The 18748-nt window shown below is 54.2% G+C and carries 15 protein-coding genes; 14 read left to right on the forward strand and 1 reads right to left on the reverse strand.

Annotation, left to right across the window (positions count from 1 at the left end; genetic code table 11):
* The first annotated feature begins 266 nt into the window (after positions 1–266).
* The 8 genes from HMPREF9453_RS06155 (at position 267) to bcp (ending at position 9499) form a co-directional block, all read left to right on the forward strand.
* A complete protein-coding gene (locus HMPREF9453_RS06155; RefSeq protein WP_008859697.1) occupies positions 267–1331 on the forward strand; it encodes an ADP-ribosylglycohydrolase family protein in 1065 nt (354 codons plus the stop codon).
* Between the two features lie 737 nt (positions 1332–2068).
* Complete coding sequence (locus tag HMPREF9453_RS06160) at positions 2069–2248, forward strand: DpnD/PcfM family protein (protein WP_008859699.1); 180 nt, start codon at positions 2069–2071, stop codon at positions 2246–2248.
* Positions 2249–2292: 44 nt separating this feature from the next.
* Entirely contained in the window at positions 2293–3060 is a 768-nt protein-coding gene (locus HMPREF9453_RS06165) for a DpnI domain-containing protein (RefSeq protein ID WP_008859700.1), read from the forward strand.
* Between the two features lie 10 nt (positions 3061–3070).
* A complete protein-coding gene (locus HMPREF9453_RS06170; RefSeq protein WP_008859701.1) occupies positions 3071–3670 on the forward strand; it encodes a DJ-1/PfpI family protein in 600 nt (199 codons plus the stop codon).
* 700 nt (positions 3671–4370) lie between these two features.
* Positions 4371–4829: a MarR family winged helix-turn-helix transcriptional regulator gene (locus HMPREF9453_RS11065; RefSeq protein WP_008859702.1), complete on the forward strand. Its 459-nt coding sequence runs from the start codon at positions 4371–4373 to the stop codon at positions 4827–4829.
* 1060 nt (positions 4830–5889) lie between these two features.
* Positions 5890–7293: an MFS transporter gene (locus HMPREF9453_RS06185; RefSeq protein ID WP_008859703.1), complete on the forward strand. Its 1404-nt coding sequence runs from the start codon at positions 5890–5892 to the stop codon at positions 7291–7293.
* A gap of 212 nt (positions 7294–7505) precedes the next feature.
* Positions 7506–8861: a sodium-dependent transporter gene (locus HMPREF9453_RS06190; protein ID WP_008859704.1), complete on the forward strand. Its 1356-nt coding sequence runs from the start codon at positions 7506–7508 to the stop codon at positions 8859–8861.
* A gap of 179 nt (positions 8862–9040) precedes the next feature.
* Positions 9041–9499: a thioredoxin-dependent thiol peroxidase gene (bcp, locus tag HMPREF9453_RS06195; protein ID WP_008859705.1), complete on the forward strand. Its 459-nt coding sequence runs from the start codon at positions 9041–9043 to the stop codon at positions 9497–9499.
* Positions 9500–9755: 256 nt separating this feature from the next.
* On the opposite strand, the gene HMPREF9453_RS06200 is transcribed toward bcp, so the two are convergent.
* Positions 9756–10514 carry a nucleoside phosphorylase gene (locus HMPREF9453_RS06200; RefSeq protein WP_008859706.1) on the reverse strand — a complete coding sequence of 253 codons (759 nt, stop codon included), beginning with the start codon at positions 10512–10514 and terminating at the stop codon, positions 9756–9758.
* 365 nt (positions 10515–10879) lie between these two features.
* Here HMPREF9453_RS06200 and HMPREF9453_RS06210 point away from each other — a divergent pair, with 365 nt between their 5' ends.
* From HMPREF9453_RS06210 to HMPREF9453_RS06235, 6 genes are all read left to right on the forward strand, one after another.
* A complete protein-coding gene (locus HMPREF9453_RS06210) occupies positions 10880–12289 on the forward strand; it encodes an aspartate ammonia-lyase (RefSeq protein ID WP_008859707.1) in 1410 nt (469 codons plus the stop codon).
* 550 nt (positions 12290–12839) lie between these two features.
* Complete coding sequence (locus HMPREF9453_RS06215; RefSeq protein WP_008859708.1) at positions 12840–13274, forward strand: VOC family protein; 435 nt, start codon at positions 12840–12842, stop codon at positions 13272–13274.
* A gap of 21 nt (positions 13275–13295) precedes the next feature.
* The gene (locus HMPREF9453_RS06220; protein ID WP_008859709.1) at positions 13296–13751 is read left to right on the forward strand and encodes a hypothetical protein; all 456 of its coding nucleotides are present in this window, start codon (positions 13296–13298) and stop codon (positions 13749–13751) included.
* Between the two features lie 330 nt (positions 13752–14081).
* Positions 14082–16172, forward strand: a complete 2091-nt coding sequence (locus HMPREF9453_RS06225) for an McrB family protein (protein ID WP_008859710.1) — start codon at positions 14082–14084, stop codon at positions 16170–16172.
* On the forward strand, positions 16156–17907 hold the full coding sequence (locus HMPREF9453_RS06230) for a DUF2357 domain-containing protein (RefSeq protein WP_008859711.1): 1752 nt from the start codon (positions 16156–16158) through the stop codon (positions 17905–17907). Before HMPREF9453_RS06225 ends, HMPREF9453_RS06230 begins: the two co-directional genes overlap by 17 nt.
* Positions 17908–18360: 453 nt before the next feature.
* Positions 18361–18748 (forward strand): IS256 family transposase (locus HMPREF9453_RS06235; RefSeq protein ID WP_008859712.1); only part of this gene is annotated, 388 nt, incomplete at its 3' end.

The following is an 18748-nucleotide window of genomic DNA, read 5'->3' on the forward strand; positions in this document are numbered from 1 at the left end:
CGTCCAATCTGAACCCTATGCACCCGGGCCGCAAAGCGGCCCTTATTTCCTACTTTTTCTACATTTCTCTTACGAAATTATGCTATAATATATTTAAAAGGATAAAAATCAGGAGTAGGCCGTTCTGCTCATTATTTTTCTAAAAGTTTCTGTGAAGTGAATTGATTTACAGAAACTTTTATTTTCCCGAAGGAAAGAAAAGAGGAGAATGATTTCCCCGCCCATGGAGAGGCAGGCGGCGCCAAACTGGAGAAAAGGAGGAAAACATGGCGGATATAGAGAAGTTTCGCGGGGCACTGCATGGAAGTGCCTGCGGGGATGCCCTGGGCTATCCCCTGCAGAATTTCTCTGTGGGGCGCATACAGCGCAGATTCGGCCCCTTCGGTCTCCGCACCCTGGTGCGGGATGCCAGAAATGGCAGGAAGGCGCCGATTTCAGACAACACACAGATGATACTGGCCACCATAGATGGGATTCTATGGGCTGATGCCAAGAAATTAGACCTGGTGGACGGCATTTACCGCGGATACATGCGATGGTACTACAGTCAGACCGGGGAAGAACCCCGCCGGGGGCAGAGGACCTGGATGAGGCGGCAGCCCCATGAACGGGAATTCTGCCTTGTTAGAGAAAAATTCATGCATGCCCGCCGGAATCCGGAGGAAGGCCTTTTAGGTGCCTTTTCCAAAGATGTGAAAGGCTCCACGAAAGTTAAAGTCAACGACTGCAGAGGGAGCGCCGCCCTGGCAAGGGCCATTCCCATCGGACTTATTTTTGCAGGAGACAGCAAAGCTGCTTTTGACGAAGGCGTCAAAGCGGCAGCCCTCTCCCACTCCGACCCCGTAGGCTACTACGCCGCCGGCGGTCTGGCAGCCATGATTTCCTGTCTGGCCTATGGCCTCACCCTGCCCAAAGCACTGGAACGGGCAGAAACCCTTTTGGGCAAAGTCCACAAGACAGACCCCATCCTCTCCCTTCTGGGAGCGGCCGAGGAACAGGCAAACAATCACCCTGCCGGTAAAACCGGCACCTGGGACCACATCGACAGCATTGCCTCCCTGGGGAGCGGCGAAAACGCCGAAGAAGCCCTGGCCATTGCCGTCTACTGTACCCTGGCCATCGACGAACCGCTGGATGCTCTCATTATCTCGGCCAACCACTCCGGCAAGAGCAACACCACCGCCGCCATCACCGGCGCCCTGGAAGGCGTCCGCTTCGGAAGAAGCTTCATCCCCTCCTACTGGTCCGATATTCTGGAATGCAGCGAACCTCTGGCCTTCATGGCAGACAAGCTGTACTATGTGTACGAGAAATATCATCCTATGAAATAAAGAAAAGCCCTGGAAAATCCGGGGCTTTTTTGATACATTGCGGAGATAATGAGACTGCTGGCCGCTATCCGCTGACTGCTTACCGCATGGGCCTTCCTGCTGACAGGTCATCCTGAACGCAGTGAAGAATTTCACCACATGAAGCAAGGAGGATACAAGGTATTAAACACCAGGAGGAAGGCGGCTGCAGCCTGCGTCGAAGCCGTACCCTTTTGTGCCTGGAAGGCGAATACTCCCCCTGCTTGATACGCCTTTCTTCTTTATCAGACTATGTCATCAGAGAGGCGAAAAGGCCTGGCGAAGGCCTTTCCAATCACCGCGGTGCACAATCCATGGAAGCGGGGAGGAAAGGGACGGAGCCTTCATGAATTTCACCTCTCCGGCGCGCCAAAACTCCATAAAAACTCCTGAGGATGACCTGCTAGACATCCTGGTGGCAATAAGGCTATACCTGCTTTTCCTTGACGACACAGACATTCCGCTCCGGCGGCTGCCCCTGGCCGATTCATCGAAACAGAAGGCCTGAGCCCTACCGCGCATCAGCATGGGACGAATCGGGAGTTTTTTGCGTGGGATATCTTATTTCATAGCGATTGATCAAGAAAAGTCTTTCCGTGGGGGAAGACTTTTTTGATTGTCCTGTTCGGTTATGCTTTTCTGATCTTTGCTTTTTCCCACGGCAGATCATAAGATCGTGGTGAAGCAGGGCGGGTGATGATTCGAAGAGGTGAACAGTTATGAAATATACCATTATCATTGAAGAAACGGTTTCTGAGGAGTTGACTCTGGAGGCGGAGAATGAAGAGGAAGCGCTGGAGGAGGCTCGGCGGCTGTATCGGCAGGGAAAGTGGGTGCTGGAGCCGGGAAATCTGGTGGAAGTGAGATTTCAGGTTCTGGAAGAGGAAAAGGCAGATTGACAGGTGTATCTCTTCTTTTATAATGAAGGAAAAGGAGGGCTTTTATGGATACCTGTCTTGATATGTCTCTGGCGGCGGCTTATACCAGCCATTCCCAAAGGGCCCGGGTGGTGACGGAGGACTGGGTGGAGCGGAATATGTACTGCCCCCGCTGCGGCTCCGGTCATCTGGAACATTTGAAGGCGAATCGGCCGGTGGCGGATTTTGCCTGCCCCCAGTGCGGGGAAATTTTTGAGTCCAAGGCCCAGCGGGGCGCTTTGGGGCGCACCATTGCGGACGGTGCCTATGACACCATGATCCGGCGGATTCATGAATCCAATAATCCCGATTTCCTTTTCATGGCCTACGATCTGGACCTGGGCAGGGTGAAGGATTTCCTCATTGTGCCGAAGCATTTCTTTGTGGACAGTCTCATTGAAAAGAGGAAACCCCTGGCCGCCACAGCCCGGAGGGCCGGGTGGACGGGATGCAGCATCCTGCTGGATGAGGTGCCCTCCTGGGGGCGCATTGCCATCATCCGCGGCGGCCTGGTGGCAGATAAGGAGGAGGTGTGCCGGCAGTACAGGAGCACGTCCTTCCTGGGGGACATGAATCTGTCTTCCCGGGGCTGGCTCATGGACGTGTTCCGCTGCATGGAGGAAATCGGAAGCATAGAGTTTACGCTGTCCGATATGTACCGCTTTGAGGAAAGGCTCGCCATTCTTCATCCCGATAATCACAATATCCGTGCTAAGATTCGGCAGCAGCTGCAGATGCTCAGGGACCGGGGGCTTATCCGATTTGTGAGTCGGGGCGTTTATCGGAAATGTTGAGGTACTTTTTATGAAACGAATTACGGCTCTGCTTTATCATGATTTCACCGCTTTGGATGCGCTGGGGCCGCTGGAGGTGCTGGGGAGGCTTCCCGGCTATGAAATCCGGTATGCTTCTCTTTCCGGCGGTCCGGTGTCCAATGAGAAGGGCCTGGTGGTGATGACGGAGGCGCTGTCTTCTCCGGGACCCGGTGATATCCTTCTCATTCCCGGCGGTATGGGAAGCCGGCAGCTGGTGCTGCAGGATGATTTTCTTGCTGCCCTTCGTAAGGCGGCTCTGGCATCAACGCTTGTGATGACGGTGTGCACCGGTTCTGCCCTGGCGGCGGCAGCAGGGCTTTTGGACGGGCTTCATGCCACAGGAAATAAGAAGGCCTTTGACTGGACCATGTCCATGGGGAAAAAGGTGCTCTGGCAGCGGGATGCCCGCTGGACGAGGGACGGGAAGTTCTACACTGCTGCCGGCGTGTCTGCCGGAATAGATATGGCCCTGGGATTTGTGGCGGATCGGTTTGGCCGGGAAAGGGCCCTTTCCTTGGCAGAGAGCATGGAGTATGGCTGGAATGAAAGGCCTGAGGATGGCTGGTGTTTCAAGAGACAGGGGAAATAGGCCATAGTTTCAAGATGTCATAGACAGGTTCCTCAAGCCTATGATAAAATTAAAACATAGCGCATAACCGTATAGCTTATGCGCAGCCTATAATGACAGGTGCCGGTCAGCGGGCTATCCCCCCGCAATGAGGCGCCTGGTGCGTATGAATTCCATGTCATATGCACATCCTTTCTGTGACGCTGCAAAGCCGCCAATCCTTGGCGGCTTTGCGGCTTTCGGTGATGATTACAGGGTCAAATGAAGCAGGAAGGGCTGCCAGGCGGTTTCCTCTCACATATTTTTAGTAAAAAGCCTTCCTCAAAGCAGGGGAAAGGCTTTTTCTGCTCCTTGTGGGTGGACGGCGCTGCGGCGTTTGATTGTCTCGCTGCGAGAGAGGGACGGGATTTTCCACAGAGGAAGAGGGGCATCTGCAGGCGGCAGAAGGGGGCTGGCGCTGTCTGACGATCTGCCATCTGCCGGCTGACGTTTCGTGTCCTGGGCGATGGAAGTTTCCTGTATGCCATGAGGAAGTCCTTCATGGGGGCCATGGGCATCAGACACCCATTTCTCTATCGGCAGCCTGCATTCGTGCATGTGATTCTTATTTGCATATATATGACAGTACGGATTTCATAGGAAATTGAATTGTGGTATACTTTAAATTAAAGGATAAACAGATTTTTATCTCGAATCATTGAGTAGGAACAGAGGGATTGCCATGAACAATGATTTAACCAGACAATTTTTGGATGCCTGTCATGAGGCTCGCAGAATCTGTGAGATTCTGCCGAATCTGCCGGAACGGTTAAAGCCCCGGCACATCCGTATTATCCGGTGTATTCATATTATTTACGAGGAAAAGGGGATTGTCCGGGTCAGTGATGTGGCATCTGCCATGAACGGTACCATGCCCTCCATTACAAAGCTGGTGAATGAGCTCTGCGACATGGGAGTGGTGAAGAAGAGGCAGAGCCGGAATGACAGAAGGGTATATATCTTGAAACTGACGGATTTGGGAAATCACTATTATGATGTCTATGTAAATCATTTCCAGGGCTGGCTCTGTGAGCAGATGGAAGACATACCGGAGGAGCATGTAAAGAACATGGTAGACACCATTCACCAGGTCAAGGAAATCCTCCTGAAAGCCCGGGCTAATCATAGCTCTTTTGAATAATCCCCAAAAAAAACGCGGCGCAGGCCGTGTTTTTTTATAGAATATAAAAACTGCTTCCCCTTTATTTGGAATCAGTGTATACTAAGAGACGTCGTTAGTTATCTAAAATAAATAGATGCAGAAGGATGCCCTGGGTGACGGGCAGACGATGAGGCCCAAGTCGGCCATCCGCTATCGGCTGTGGCTTGAGGGTTCAGGCGCCTCTCGGCGCGGTCGGGATCGGGACCGGGACCTGGGCGGTGCTTTCCAGTATTCCCGAAGGTTGACACGCCCTTACGGGCGTGAGGGTTGATGGCGCCGCCGGGCCTTTGGCCCTAGGCGCCAAGGGTTCTGCCTGTGATCGGCTTCGCCTTACAGGCGGGTTGAGGGCTCTCGCCCTCGGGAGTTATATAGTATCGCTGCGCTGGCGAGGTACGGCGCCTCCGGCGCCATTTTTTATACCGCCTTTGGCGGCGAAAACCATACAACCGCCCTGCGGGCGTGGAAATGCATTCCCCCTTTGGTGGCTGGCGCCACCACCTTTCCCCCGCAAGCGGGGGCACTATGGGTGCTTAGCCATGGAGCCATGTCTCTGCAGGAAAGCGTAGAAACCTATTCTGCCCCCTGAACAGGGGGAAGTCCGGCGCAGCCGGAAAGGGGGAGGCGAGCGCAGCGAGCCAATCAGCAGAATGCTTTTCATGCTATATAACATAGAAAGCCAATCCCGTAACGCTGATTTTATAAGCATTGCCCCTAAAGGGGAAACGACTCACTACATTTTGCGCGTCGCTAGCGCTCCTTCAAAATGTGTTCGCTGTGCACCGCAGAGCGGCAATCCGCCACCCTCTGAACCAGCCTGCCAAAGGCAGGCCGAACCCTCTGAACCTTCTGAACCCGGGCCGCTCTGCGGCCCCATAGCGATACCACAACCCTCGGCCCGAAGGGCCGTCAAACTTAAGAACCCTCCGGCCCTCAGGCCGGTCAATCCTAAGAACCCTTTTCCACAACCCTCGGGGCGCAGCCCCGTCAACCCTCACACCGAAGGTGTGTCCCAAAACTCTATTTGAAAGGAAGCCGTACTATGCAGTTTGAACGCCGCCTGGACAGGAAGCTTGTTTTTTCCATCATTGCCGCAGGCATTCTTTCTTTTACCGGCGTGGTCATTGAAACGGCCATGAATGTTACCTTTCCTTCTCTCATGAAGGAGTTTTCCGTTTCCACGGCCCTGGTGCAGTGGATTACCACAGGCTATCTCCTGGTGCTGGCGGTGGTGATTCCGCTGTCGGGATACTTGAAGGAGCGGTTTTTGATGAAGAGGCTTTTTCTCACGGCCTCGGGCCTTTTCATTCTGGGCACGCTTCTGGGGGCCTGGTCGCCGGATTTCCTGCTGCTCCTTCTGGGTCGGATTCTTCAGGGGGCAGGCACAGGCATTGCGCTGCCGCTCATGTTTAATATCATTATGGACCAGGCGCCTCTTAACCGGCTGGGGTTCATGGTGGGGGCGGCCATGCTGGTCTGCGCTCTGGCGCCGGCGGTGGGGCCTTCCATTGGCGGATACATTGTAAGCCTTTTCGGCTGGCGCATGATTTTCTGGGCCGTGCTTCCGCTGCTTCTTCTTTCCTTTGTGCTGGGCGGTCTGTCGGTGCGGCAGTCTTCCAATCTTCGCCGGCCTTCCTTTGATGCCATGGGCCTTCTGTACCTGGCCCTTTCCTTCACCTGTCTTCTTCTGGGCTGCACGGAGCTGGGCCATGGGAGCATCACTTTTACGGCGGCCCTTCTTTTTGCCGGTTTTCTACTGGCTCTTTTCCTTTTCCGGAAGGAAGAGAAGAAATTGGCAAATCAGGGGAAACGGCCGCTTCTCCATATGGGGGCTTTGAAAAACAGGCCTTTCGTGCTGGGGGCGCTGGGGCTGTCACTGCTCCAGTTCCTGTGCCTGGCTCTGGGATTTTTGCTCCCCTGTTTTTCCCAGATTGTGACCGGGGAAAATGCCTTCGCCGCCGGCTGCATCCTTCTGCCCGGCTGTTTGCTGGGCGCCCTTTTTGCTCCCCTGTCGGGCCGGATTTATGACCGCTTCGGTGCCAGGCGTCCGGTGCTTCTGGGAAGTATGTTTCTCATCCTGTCCATGGTTTTGTTCAACGCCGCCCTGCCTTTTGCGTCTACCGGGATTCTGACGGTTTGTTACCTTTTCTTTGCTGCCGGCCAGGGGATGTCGGTAGGAAATATTCTGACCTACAGCCTTTCGGTGCTGGACAGATCCATGAAGCCTGACGGCAACGCCATCTGCAACACGGCCCAGCAGCTTTCCGGTGCCGTGGGCACTGCCGTGGCTGCGGCCATTGTGTCTGCCGCCCAGACAGATGGGGCCGGGGATTTCGCCCGGGCCACCGCCTTGGGGACCGCTGAAGCGTTACTGGTACTCCTTTTCCTTTCCCTCCTGCAGTTCCTTGCTCTGTTCCTTTCTTTTCGGAAAGAGGGGAGACTCTGAGTGCGGTGAGGGCTTTCTGTATGGAAGAAGGGCGTCTTTTCCTTTTCAAGAACCTGTTGTATAATATAAAAGTATGTGTATTTCATGCCGGTAAAGGAGCCGGCCCTCTTTCTGCCAAGAAATGGGAGAGGGAGTTTTTTCGCGCGTGAAATTCACTTTTCCGGCAGGATGGGGTATCTTCCTGCAGAATCTGGAAATGGGAGGAAAGAAGAATGGAAGAAAGAGACAGCTTTAAGTCTCGGCTGGGATTCATCCTGGTCAGTGCAGGCTGCGCCATCGGCATCGGGAATGTGTGGAAATTCCCCTATATTACCGGGGAATACGGCGGTGCCGTGTTTGTCCTGTTTTACCTGGTATTTCTGCTTTTACTGGGCATACCAGTGGTGACCATGGAGCTGGCCGTAGGCCGGGCCAGTCACAAGAGCGTCCTTCGGGGGTTTCAGGCCCTGGAGCCCAAGGGCAGCTGGTGGCATATCCATGGCTGGGTGTGCCTTCTGGGGAGCTTTATCCTCATGGTGTACTACACCACCATTTCCGGGTGGATGGTAGATTATTTTGTCCGTTTTCTGGATGGCTCCTTCCACGGCCTTTCGCCGCAGGAGGTGGCGAAAGCCTTTGACAGCATGGTGGCGGATCCTGTGGAAATGGTGATTTTCATGGGTATCAATGTGCTGGTGGGATTCCTGGTATGCGCCGGCGGCGTAGCCAAAAGTCTGGAAAAGGTGACGAAGTGCATGATGCTGGGCCTTCTGGGACTCATCGTGATTCTGGCGGTGAACAGCATCCTTCTGCCGGGAGCCGGAAAGGGGCTGGAGTTTTATCTTCTGCCTGACTGGAACCGGGCTGTGGAAGCGGGCATCGGCAATGTGGCGGCAGCAGCCATGAACCAGGCCTTCTTTACCCTGTCCGTGGGCCAGGGGTCCATGGAAATCTTTGCCAGCTACATGAGCCGTGACCATGCGCTCACCGGAGAAGCGGTGCGGATTACGGCGCTGGATACCTTCGTGGCTCTTCTGGCAGGGATGATCATATTTCCGGCCTGCTTTGCTTTCGGCGTGGAGCCGTCGGAGGGACCGTCCCTGATTTTCGTAACCCTGCCCAATATTTTCATCCATATGCCCATGGGTCAGCTCTGGGGCTCCCTTTTCTTTGTGTTCATGACCTTTGCCAGCTTCTCTACGGTAACGGCGGTGTTTGAAGCTCTCATCGGCAACTGCATGGACAATTTCGGCTGGAGCCGCAAAAAGGCGGTGCTGGTGCTGCTGCCCCTGGTTTTCTTCGGCAGCATTCCCTGCGTGCTGGGCTTCAATCTGTGGTCCGACGTGCATATCCTGGGCAGCCGGGGCATTCTGGATACGGAGGACTTCATCGTCAGCAGCCTGATCCTTCCTCTGGGCTCCATCATTTTCGCCCTCTTCTGCGTTACCAAATACGGCTGGGGCTTTGACAATTATCTGAAGGAAGTGAATACTGGTGAAGGCTTGAAGATGCCCCGCTGGATTCGTCCCTATTTCAAGTATGTGCTGCCTCTTCTCATCCTCATTATTCTGGTGAGAGGACTCATGTAAGGCAGGAAGGAAATGGTTCTTTCCGGAATACAATAGAAATGAAAAAAGCGGCGCCTTCCGGGCTGCCGCTTTTATGATGGAAAAGACTTTCAGAAAAATCTGTTTTGTGGTACTATATTGAAAGAAATCGAATTAACAGAATGATTCACAAAGAGCTCATTCTTTTAAAGGAGGACTATATGGCACTTGAAATTGGAAAACCGGCACCGGACTTTACCCTTCCTTCCGACGAAGGGAAAGAGGTATCCCTTCATGACTTCAAAGGACAGAAGGTGATTCTCTATTTCTATCCCAAGGACAATACCTCGGGCTGCACCCTGGAGGCCAAGGCCTTCCGGGACCACCTGGCAGACTTCAAAGCCCTGGGATATGCAGTCGTCGGCGTGAGCCGGGACTCTGTCAGAAAGCACTGCAATTTCCGGGATAAAAATGAACTGAACTTCCCCCTCCTTTCAGACGGAGAAGAGAAAGTGGTGAACCTTTACGGCGTGCTCAAGGAAAAGAGCATGTACGGCAGAAAGTATATGGGCATCGAAAGATCCACCTTCATCATCGACGAAGAAGGGAATCTGGTGAAGGAATACAGAAAGGTCAAGGCCCCATCCCATGTGGATGACCTGCTGAAAGACCTGGGATGATGACATCAAAAAGGCTGTGAAATCTGAATGGTTTCACAGCCTTTTTGATGTCCGCCATAGGATGGCAGGCTGCCTGCCGCTCTGGCAGAGAATCGTCCTGGCAGGCCCTTTTGGCAGCTGTGCTGCCAACTTTTCCCCGCTGAAGCGGTGGGACCATGGATGCTGGGAAATGGGCGCATTGGCTGCGAAGCGGCTGTTATCATTGCACCATCATACGCTGCGGCCACTCTCTGGACCCTCTGCCAGGGCAGCCCCTTTAGATTTCCTCCAGCGCTTCCATGCCCAGCAGGAGGGCGGCGTTCCGGCTTTCTTTTCCCCAGCGGCGCTGGTCGTGGGTGAGGGAGGAGAGGGTGTCGGCGGTGAACATGATTTCCGCAAATTCCTTTCCTCTGTATCTGGCGCAGGCGGCCAGGGCGCTGGCTTCCATGTCCACCAGGCTGCAGCCTTCCTGGCGGCGGCGCCGGATTTTTTCTTCTGTCTCCCGGAAGAAGCCGTCGCTGGTCCAGGTGACGGCAGGGGAGAAGGGAAGGTTTTTCTTTCGGAAATAGTCCTTCAGGTGAAGAAGGGGCTCTTTGTCCAGCTCAATGAAGCGGGATGGCGGCAGGTAGTGGTAGGAGGTGCCTTCGTCCCGGAGGGCCTTTTCGATGGGGAAGAAGCAGTTTTCCGGAATGTCGGCAAGGGAGCCGCAGCAGCCGATGGCCAGCACTTTTTCTGCGCCGTAGGCAAAGAGGCGGTCTTCGATGAGCACTGCCGCCGGGGCGCCGGCAGGCGCCTGTACCAGAAGGAGGGGCTCTTTTTCTCCGGGGACTTCATAGAGGGGAAAGGGCTTGGTGAGGGAGAGGAAGGTGCCCAGCACCTTTCCGCCTCTCTTTTCTGCAAAGGCGGCAATCCGTTTTTCTCCCAGAAAAGCCATGAGGCAGCGGCGGGGCAGCGTAAGGGGAAGGTGCTCAAAATCAGGTGAAATGAGGCCTTCTTCCCTGGAAAATTCAGCAAGCGGTATGGGGGATGTATTCATAGGAACTCCTTTCCGGCGGCGGGCCATGAAAACTCTGATTATTTATAGTTTATCATTTTTTCTGTTCTCATACATAATCGGAGATACCACTTGACAGATTTCAGTGACAGGTGTACACTTAGCCACAGATGAAGGAACCGTAAGGCTTTCTTCTTCAAAGTGAATATGACTGGCAAAGGCGTCTGATATGCTTTTTATCAGACGCCTTTTTACGTGGCGGGGAGGCCTTCCGGGGGGACAGGCTTCCCCGCCGCTTTTGGTCATAGGCATGATTTTAAGTAATAGATTTGAGTATTCCGATTGCATTGAACTTATTTTTCAAAATTTTGTATTATTGCAGAATCTGCATGGAAAGGAATTTAAAAATGCGCAAGGAACATGATTTTCTGGGAGAAAAATTAGTACCTGATGAAGTTTACTATGGGGTTCAGACCATGAGGGCTAAGGAAAATTTCCAGATTACCGGAGCTCATCTGGATCCGGATTTCATCAAGTCCATGGCTTCCGTGAAAAAGGCGTCCTGCCTCACCAACCTGAAGACCGGCCGCATGGACAAGACCATTGGAGAAGCCATTATCCAGGCTGCTGATGAAATCATGGACGGCAAAATGCTGGACCAGTTTCCTCTGGACCCCATCCAGGGCGGCGCAGGTACTTCCATCAACATGAATATGAATGAGGTTCTGTGCAACCGGGCTCTTGAAATTCTTGGCTATGAAAAGGGCCGCTATGATATCATTTCGCCCAATAACCATGCCAATATGGCCCAGTCCACCAACGACGTATTCCCCACTTCCATCAAGGTATGCCTCTGCCACAAGGCGGTGGCTCTCACGGATGCGCTGGAACGGCTGGCAGAGGGCTTTGAGGCGAAGGGAAAGGAATTCCAGGATGTGCTGAAAATGGGCCGCACCCATCTCCAGGACGCTGTGCCCATTACCCTGGGCGAGGAAATGAATGCCTACGCTTCCATGGTACGCCGGGGCATGGCAAGGATCATCCGCTCCCTGGAGGCCCTGAAGGATTTGAACATGGGCGGCACTGCTGTAGGCACCGGCCTCAATGCAGAACCGGAATACATCAAGCTTTTCCCCTATACCCTGTCGGAAATCACGGGATTCCGGTTTGAAACGGCGCCGAACCTGATCGATGCCACCAACAACACCGACTGCTATGCCGATGTATCTTGCGCCCTCAAGGTGACAGCTCTGTCCCTCATCAAAATGGCCAATGATATCCGCCTCATGGCCTCCGGCCCCCGCTGCGGCCTCAATGAAATCAAGCTGGAAGCCCGTCAGCCCGGCTCCTCCATCATGCCGGGCAAGGTAAACCCGGTGATTGCAGAGGTGCTTGACCAGACCTGCTACCAGGTCATCGGCAACGATCTGGCCATCAGCATGGCTGTAGAAAACGGCCAGCTGGAGCTGAACGTCATGGAACCGGTGATTGCCTTCAACATTTTCAACTCCTTCCGCTTCCTCACCAATGCGGTGAACACCTTCAATGAAAAGCTGCTGAAAACCATGAAAGCCAATAGAGAACAGTGCCAGTACTGGGTGGACCACAGCGTCGGCGTCATCACAGCCCTGCTGCCCCATATCGGCTACGAAAAATGCGCTGCCACTGCCAGAGAGGCCTACACCACCGGCGAACCGGTGCGTGAAATCATTCTGAAGAAGCAGCTGGTCACCAAAGAAGCCATGACCCGCATCCTCTCGCCCTATGAAATGACCCATCCCGGTATTGCAGGCGGGAAAGACGCCCTGGCCAAATAGGGATATCCGATTCATTGTCATTATTATCATCCATTGTCTGCCATGGGGGATCTCTTCGGAGGTCCCTTTTTCCATGCCTCTGTTCCACCTGCCTGCAGGGGCACTATGGGGGGGGCGTCATGACGGCGCTTATGATTCCGGCGGCTCCCCCCTTGGCAGCTGGCGCTGCCACCTTGCCCGGTGGGAAGCGTGTCACTTGATTCTCAGTTGCCTACGGCTCCTTGCAAATCAAGTTCCCTTGCCATCCCCCCGCAGTTCGGTGGGGCGGCAAAAGGAAAGCGCCTCTGAATTTCTCGTTTCCCCTTGAGGGGAAATGCCACGTAGTGGCAAAAGGGTGTACGAGGTTAAACATACTAATGAAACTCACCATCGTTCTCCTCGGCCTTACTTCGCCCCACTTGGAGGTCCTATGCAGGACCTCCACAGGGGACTATGGGGGAGAGTCATGACGGCGCCTGCCATTCCGGCGGCGCCTTTTGACTAATCCTTCCTAAACAGATAGAATATAGTATATTTATAAAATTTACGGAGCAAGGAGCGTTTCTGCGCTATGAAACTGAAAAATTTTGATCATATTGTTCTCACCACCAGCCACCTGGAGGAGTGCCTTCATTTTTATCGGGATTTCCTGGACATGACCGTGGTTTTTGACAAGGGACGATATGCCCTTCTGTTTGGAAACTGCAAAATCAATATCCACCAGCGGCCCGGAGAGTTCCAGCCGGCGGCGGCTTATCCCGTGTCCGGCAGCATCGATCTCTGCATCATAACGGAGACGCCCATAGAGAAGGTGCGGTCCGAGCTTCTGGCGAAGGGGGCGCCGGTGATTACGGATGTGGTGGACCGTCATGGCGCCAGAGGGCCCATGAAGAGCATTTATCTTCGGGATCCCGACGGCAATCTCATCGAAATCGCCCGGTATATCCGGCAGGCGGGACAAACAGAGCTTCCTCCGGACAATGATGAAGCCCTGGCGGATGAATGAATTTCTTGAAAGGATAAACCATTGACACCTTACGATTCCAATCTGTTCTTTACGGCGGAGTATGTGCTGTCCGCCCTGATTATCGCTTTTCTGACCTATAAGAAGACGGCCCTTGATGTGCGGCGTCCCATTTCCCGGAAGGCCTTCCTGAAGCGGCTGCCTCTGGCGGCGGGAGCGGTGGTGCTTTCCATCCTCCTCATGACAGGGGTCTATCTCCTGCGGCTGGATTTTGCCAAAAATCTCATCCTCATCGGGGCCATCCAGCTTTGCATGACCCTTGCGGCCAATGTGATTCTGGGAGCTTCCTGGATACAGCGGTACCGGGTCTATCCCCGGGGCCGGGAGCTTTCGGCGGTGGTGATTCTCATGTACATCATTGCGGACCTTTTCATGCCCTCGGGCATCAAGTACGTCATCCTGGTCATGGGAACGGTGCTGGCCCTGATTTTCCCGAATCAATGGGATGAATGGAAGTAGGAGAACGGAGGAAGAGAGGGGCTCTTCCTTCGTTTTTTTCTTTGCCTGTAACACAGGGGTTCATCCTTGCTTTATTTTCTTTTCTCCCTCTTTCTTATATGTTAAAATATAAAGAATCCCTAAGAGTTTTAGGGGTCAAAGAAGTGTAAGCCGCAAAGGCGCGAAATGACGGGACTTTCTCATTTCGCCGGAGGTTTCCTCCATGGGTTGATACGAAAGATTTTTCGTACAGAATTTTAAGAAGGCAGTCTTTTCGGGAAATCAAACTTTATGGTGTCATAAAGAGCCATGCCTGGGAAAGGGGCTGCCCGGGAAAGAAGGAAATTGAATATGGGGAGTTATAACTCAAATTATGGAAATGGCGATAGTTCTTTTTTTGCTCTTCGGCAGGCTGACGGCAAGGTGCTGGGGCGGGTGCGTCCCGGCGTGAAGCTGTCCACACCCCAGCCGGGGATGAAGGATTATCGTTTTTTTGTGGACCCTCTCTCTCCGCTGCCCCGGGGATTTGAGGATTCGGAAAAGCACGGGTTTACCGGTTTCATGAGCCGCATCGGCTGCGGATACAATGCCTTTGCCAATGAGGCCGATGCCCTGCATTACCTGAAGACCGTTTTTGGCGATGCCTTCGTCACCTTTACGCCGGCCATCAGAAATAATAAATTCTTTGTGCTCGATGATATGCAGCTGGAAGGCACCACGTCCTTCATGGATGTGGACAGCCATTTTTATCCCATCCCTGCCTTCGGCACTGTGGACCAGCCGCCTTTTTCCGGAGATATCAACAAGTTCTGCAGCCATATCCTCACCGGAAAGCCGCTGCCGGGACTGTCCAAGAAATACTGGAACAATGATGTGCAGCCCCGGGTCATCGTGGCGGCTACGAAGAATTTTGAGGGGAAGCTGGGGCCCTGGGTGGTGTTTGCACCGCTCTATGATGATGCCTTTGACTCCACCGTCATCGGCGAAGGGGGCGCTTATTTCCATGTGAAGAATAACGGTCCCCTGGGCTACGGCGTGGTGGATTTCAAAAATTCGGAGCTTTTCTCCCATATCCTCCGCTGCACCCATTCGCCCCTCTGGTATGTGCCGGAGGAATTCATTCCGGATCTCCGGCTGAAGCTGAAGCCTGTGCCTTCTGGCGGCGACCTTCTGGCAGACAGCGGCGTGCTGGTGAACCCCTTTGCCGACGGCGAACCCATCACCCTTGGCAGTGAAGAGAATGGAGAAAAAAGGTTCAGCCCGGAAGATGTAGATAAGATCATTCAGAGCTTCATATCCCGGGAAGACGGGGAGCCTGTGAGCAGCGGGGAAGAGGAAATCACCTCGGAGGAGCAGGATACCCTGAGCGAAGCGGGATTCCTGGAAAGGCTGTCTGAAACGGCCGACCGGTCAGGCTTTCTCTATGACAAGGATGACCTCATCAATTTCCATATTTCCCTGAAATCCTCCCGCCTCACCATTCTGGCCGGCATGAGCGGCACCGGGAAATCGGGACTGGTGCGCCTCTACGGCCGGGCCCTGGGACTGCCGGAAAGCCGGGTCCGTTTCCTGGCCGTACGCCCTTCCTGGATGGACGATGGCGACATTCTGGGCTATGTGGACATGAAGAACATGGTGTACCGCAGTGCCGATACGGGACTGGCGGAGCTCCTCATCAATGCTGCCGCCCATCCCGATGAAATGTTCCTCATCTGCTTTGATGAAATGAACCTGGCCCGGGCAGAGCACTACTTTGCCCAGTTCATTTCGGTGCTGGAAAAGGAAGAAAATCCGGTAATCCGCCTCTACAATCCCAGCCTTCGGGCCAAACTCTACAACGGCGACGCCTATCCGGCGGAAATCCCCATCGGCAGGAACGTCCTCTTCACCGGCACGGTGAACGTGGACGAATCCACCTACCACTTTTCTGATAAAATCCTGGACCGGGCCAATGTGATTACCCTCCATCAGGGACGGTTCCATGACCTTCTGTCTCTGGGAAAGAAAGAAAAAACAGAGTGGCCCGAAATGCCGGCCTCCCTGTTCGAGAGCTTCTGTGTCCATGAGGGCCTGGGCCTTAAGGAAGAAGAGCTGGATCTTCTGGACGCCCTGAACGATGCCTTCCACAAGAGCGGCATCCAGTGCGGCATCGGTTTCCGCATTGCCTGCCAGATGGGACGGTATCTGGAAAATATTCCCCAGGGCCTTTCCTTTACCAGGGAAGAAGGACTGGATGCCCAGGTGGTGCAGCGCATTCTCACCAAACTGCGGGGCTCCGCCCAGCAGCTGGCGGCCCTGGTATCCACCAGCGACAAAGGGGAACTGACGGGCTCCCTCCCGGAGGTGCTGGAACGGTTCAGCCGCCTGTCCTCCTTCACTGCTGCCCGGAAGGTACTGGAGGAAAAAGCCAGGGAGCTGAAACTCTATGATTACACCATCTAAACTTCCCTTCACCCTCACCTTCTCCGGCGGCTGGGACAAGGGAGTGCGCTATTTCAACCGCTTCACCGACAACCCGGAAGAGCTGGCCGAAGACCGGGCGCCGGGCCTGACCTTCACGGAAAACCAGGACATTTACATCCGCTTCGACGCACCCCGGGGCTTCCGCTTCACTATGGACGGCCTGGACGTGGTCACCATTCCCGGCGAGGAAAGAGAAAACGGCCAGACCTACATTGCCCCTTTCCGGCGGCAGGACCAGCCCCTCCTTCTCTTCGAGGGACAGGACTTTCCCCTGGTGCCGGGGTACTATGTGCTTACGGTGGAAGGCGGCGGCAGAAGCTGGTACGGCCTCATGGAAATCACGCCCAAGTACATGGGCAAGCAGAGCTGGCAGGATATGCGGGACGAACTGACCGATGAAATCAGGACGCTGTCCTTCGATTTCATGAAAAAGAATATCCATATTTCCAAAGCCCTAGAAGGAGCCCTGGGATTAAACACCTCCATGCTTCTCCGTTTCTATACCATCAGCAGTGAATCGTCGGTGGTGCTGAGCGTGCTGGACGAACTGTCCCATACCGCCAATGCCCGCATGGTGCTCCGGCTCAAGCAGATACGGCAGGAAGAAGGACGGCGCCCGGACCCCCACATCCGGCCGCAGCATGTGAAAGAACGGCCCGGGGCAGAGCGCATGCCGGCCCTTCGCACGGAAATCACCAGGGACGTGGAAGAAAATCGTTTTGCCAAGTCCATCCTTCTGGCCCTGGACCATATTCTGCAGCAGTTTCTGGAAGAAATCGACGGTCCCATCCGCCGGCTGGAGGAAAAACAGGCAGAGCTTCGGAAATACACCTGGGGCCTGGAATACAAAACAGGGGAAAAAGCCCTTTCCCGGCTGTCCCTCTACCGCCGGCGGGCCCGCCGCATCAAAGACAGCATAAGCCGCGTATCCAGAGCGCCCTGGTTTGAAGAAGCAGGGACGGCCACGGAAGGCGAAGTGCCTATGACCGTCTTCATGGACCCCAGGTACAGCGTGCTGTACCGCCTGTACAAGAACCTGTCCGACCCGGCCCAGAGCCTGGATGTATCCAGCTTCTACCAGTTCCAGTGGAAACGGACGGACAAACTTTATGAAATGTGGAGCTTCCTCCAGTTCATCAAAGCCCTCACCGCCAAGGGCTGGGAACTGGAAGAAGGGATCTCCGTAATCCGGGAAGAAGGACGCTACCGCCTTTCCTCCCTGGAATCGGGCACGGAAATCAAGCTCCGGCGGGAAGGGGAAGAAGTACACCTCACCTACGACGGCATCCTTCCCGCCTCCTCGGCGGACACGGACAGGGAAAACCATCCCCTGTACACCAATAACTCCCACCGCCAGCCGGACCTGCGGCTGGACTACTACAAAGGCGGCCTTTACTACGGTTCCCTGGTGGCAGATTTCAAATACCGGGACATTCTCTTCCTCTGGCAGGACGAAACGAGAAGCGCCAGCCTGCGCCGCCAGTTCAACGCCTACCGCGACATGAACACCCGCTTCTACCGGGATCTGGACGAAACCGCCTCCCTTCGGGACAGCCGTCCGGTGAAAGAGGTGTGGGCCGTATTCCCCAGAGAAATCCCGGGGAAAAGCGACGAAGACTACAGCCTCCGCTTCATCCCCCTGGCGCCGGGCCTCACCGGCAACCACCGCCTGGCGGAAGAACTGGAAAATTACCTCACCTCCCTTAGCGAATAAAAAAAAGACTGTGAAGAAAGGGCAATCCTTTCTTCACAGCTTTTTTTCGTGGGGAAAAGAGGGGGCGCGGCTGGCGCCGCGGGTTGTGTAGAAGGGTTGTGAAGGAAAAGGTTCTTAGGATGGACCGGCCTGACGGCCGGAGGGTTCTTAAGTTTGACGGCCCTTCGGGCCGAGGGTTGTGGTATCGCCCTATGGAGCGATGAGCATAAAGTCAGCGTTACGGGATTAACTTTCTGTGTCATATGGCATGATACGCATTCTGGTGATTGGCTCACTGCGTTCACCACCCACCCCCTGAATGGGGGTGGGCAAGTAACAGGGAGGAGAGAAACGCATTCTTTAAGGTAGTGTAAAATATTTTGTGTAAATGAATCTTGCTCAAAATATTTTCATACCTCATACTTAAGGGGAGCCTCATACTTAAGGGGAGAAAGAGGAAAAGGAGTTACTACCATGGCAAAGCGTACCCCTACCCCTGGCGAAAAAATCGCGCAGGAAATCTACGAAACCTACAAACCGACCACTGTCGAAGAGATGCAGTCCGCCTTAAAGAATGTCTTTGGACCATTGTTTGAAGCAGCTCTTAAGGGTGAATTGGATAACCATTTAGGCTATCCCAAGAACGGCAGCACCCCTGAGGATTCCAAGAATACGAGAAATGGGTATTCCAGGAAGAACCTGAAGACCTCCATGGGAACGGTACCCATCCAAGTCCCTCGTGATCGGGAAGGTACTTTTGAACCCCAGTTAATCCAAAAATACCAGCGTGATGTTTCCTCTATCGAAGGGAAAGTCCTTGCCATGTATGGCCGTGGAATGAGCCAGAGAGACATCTCTTCGA

It is taken from the genome of Dialister succinatiphilus YIT 11850 (genome assembly GCF_000242435.1).
GTDB classification, from domain to species: domain Bacteria; phylum Bacillota; class Negativicutes; order Veillonellales; family Dialisteraceae; genus Dialister; species Dialister succinatiphilus.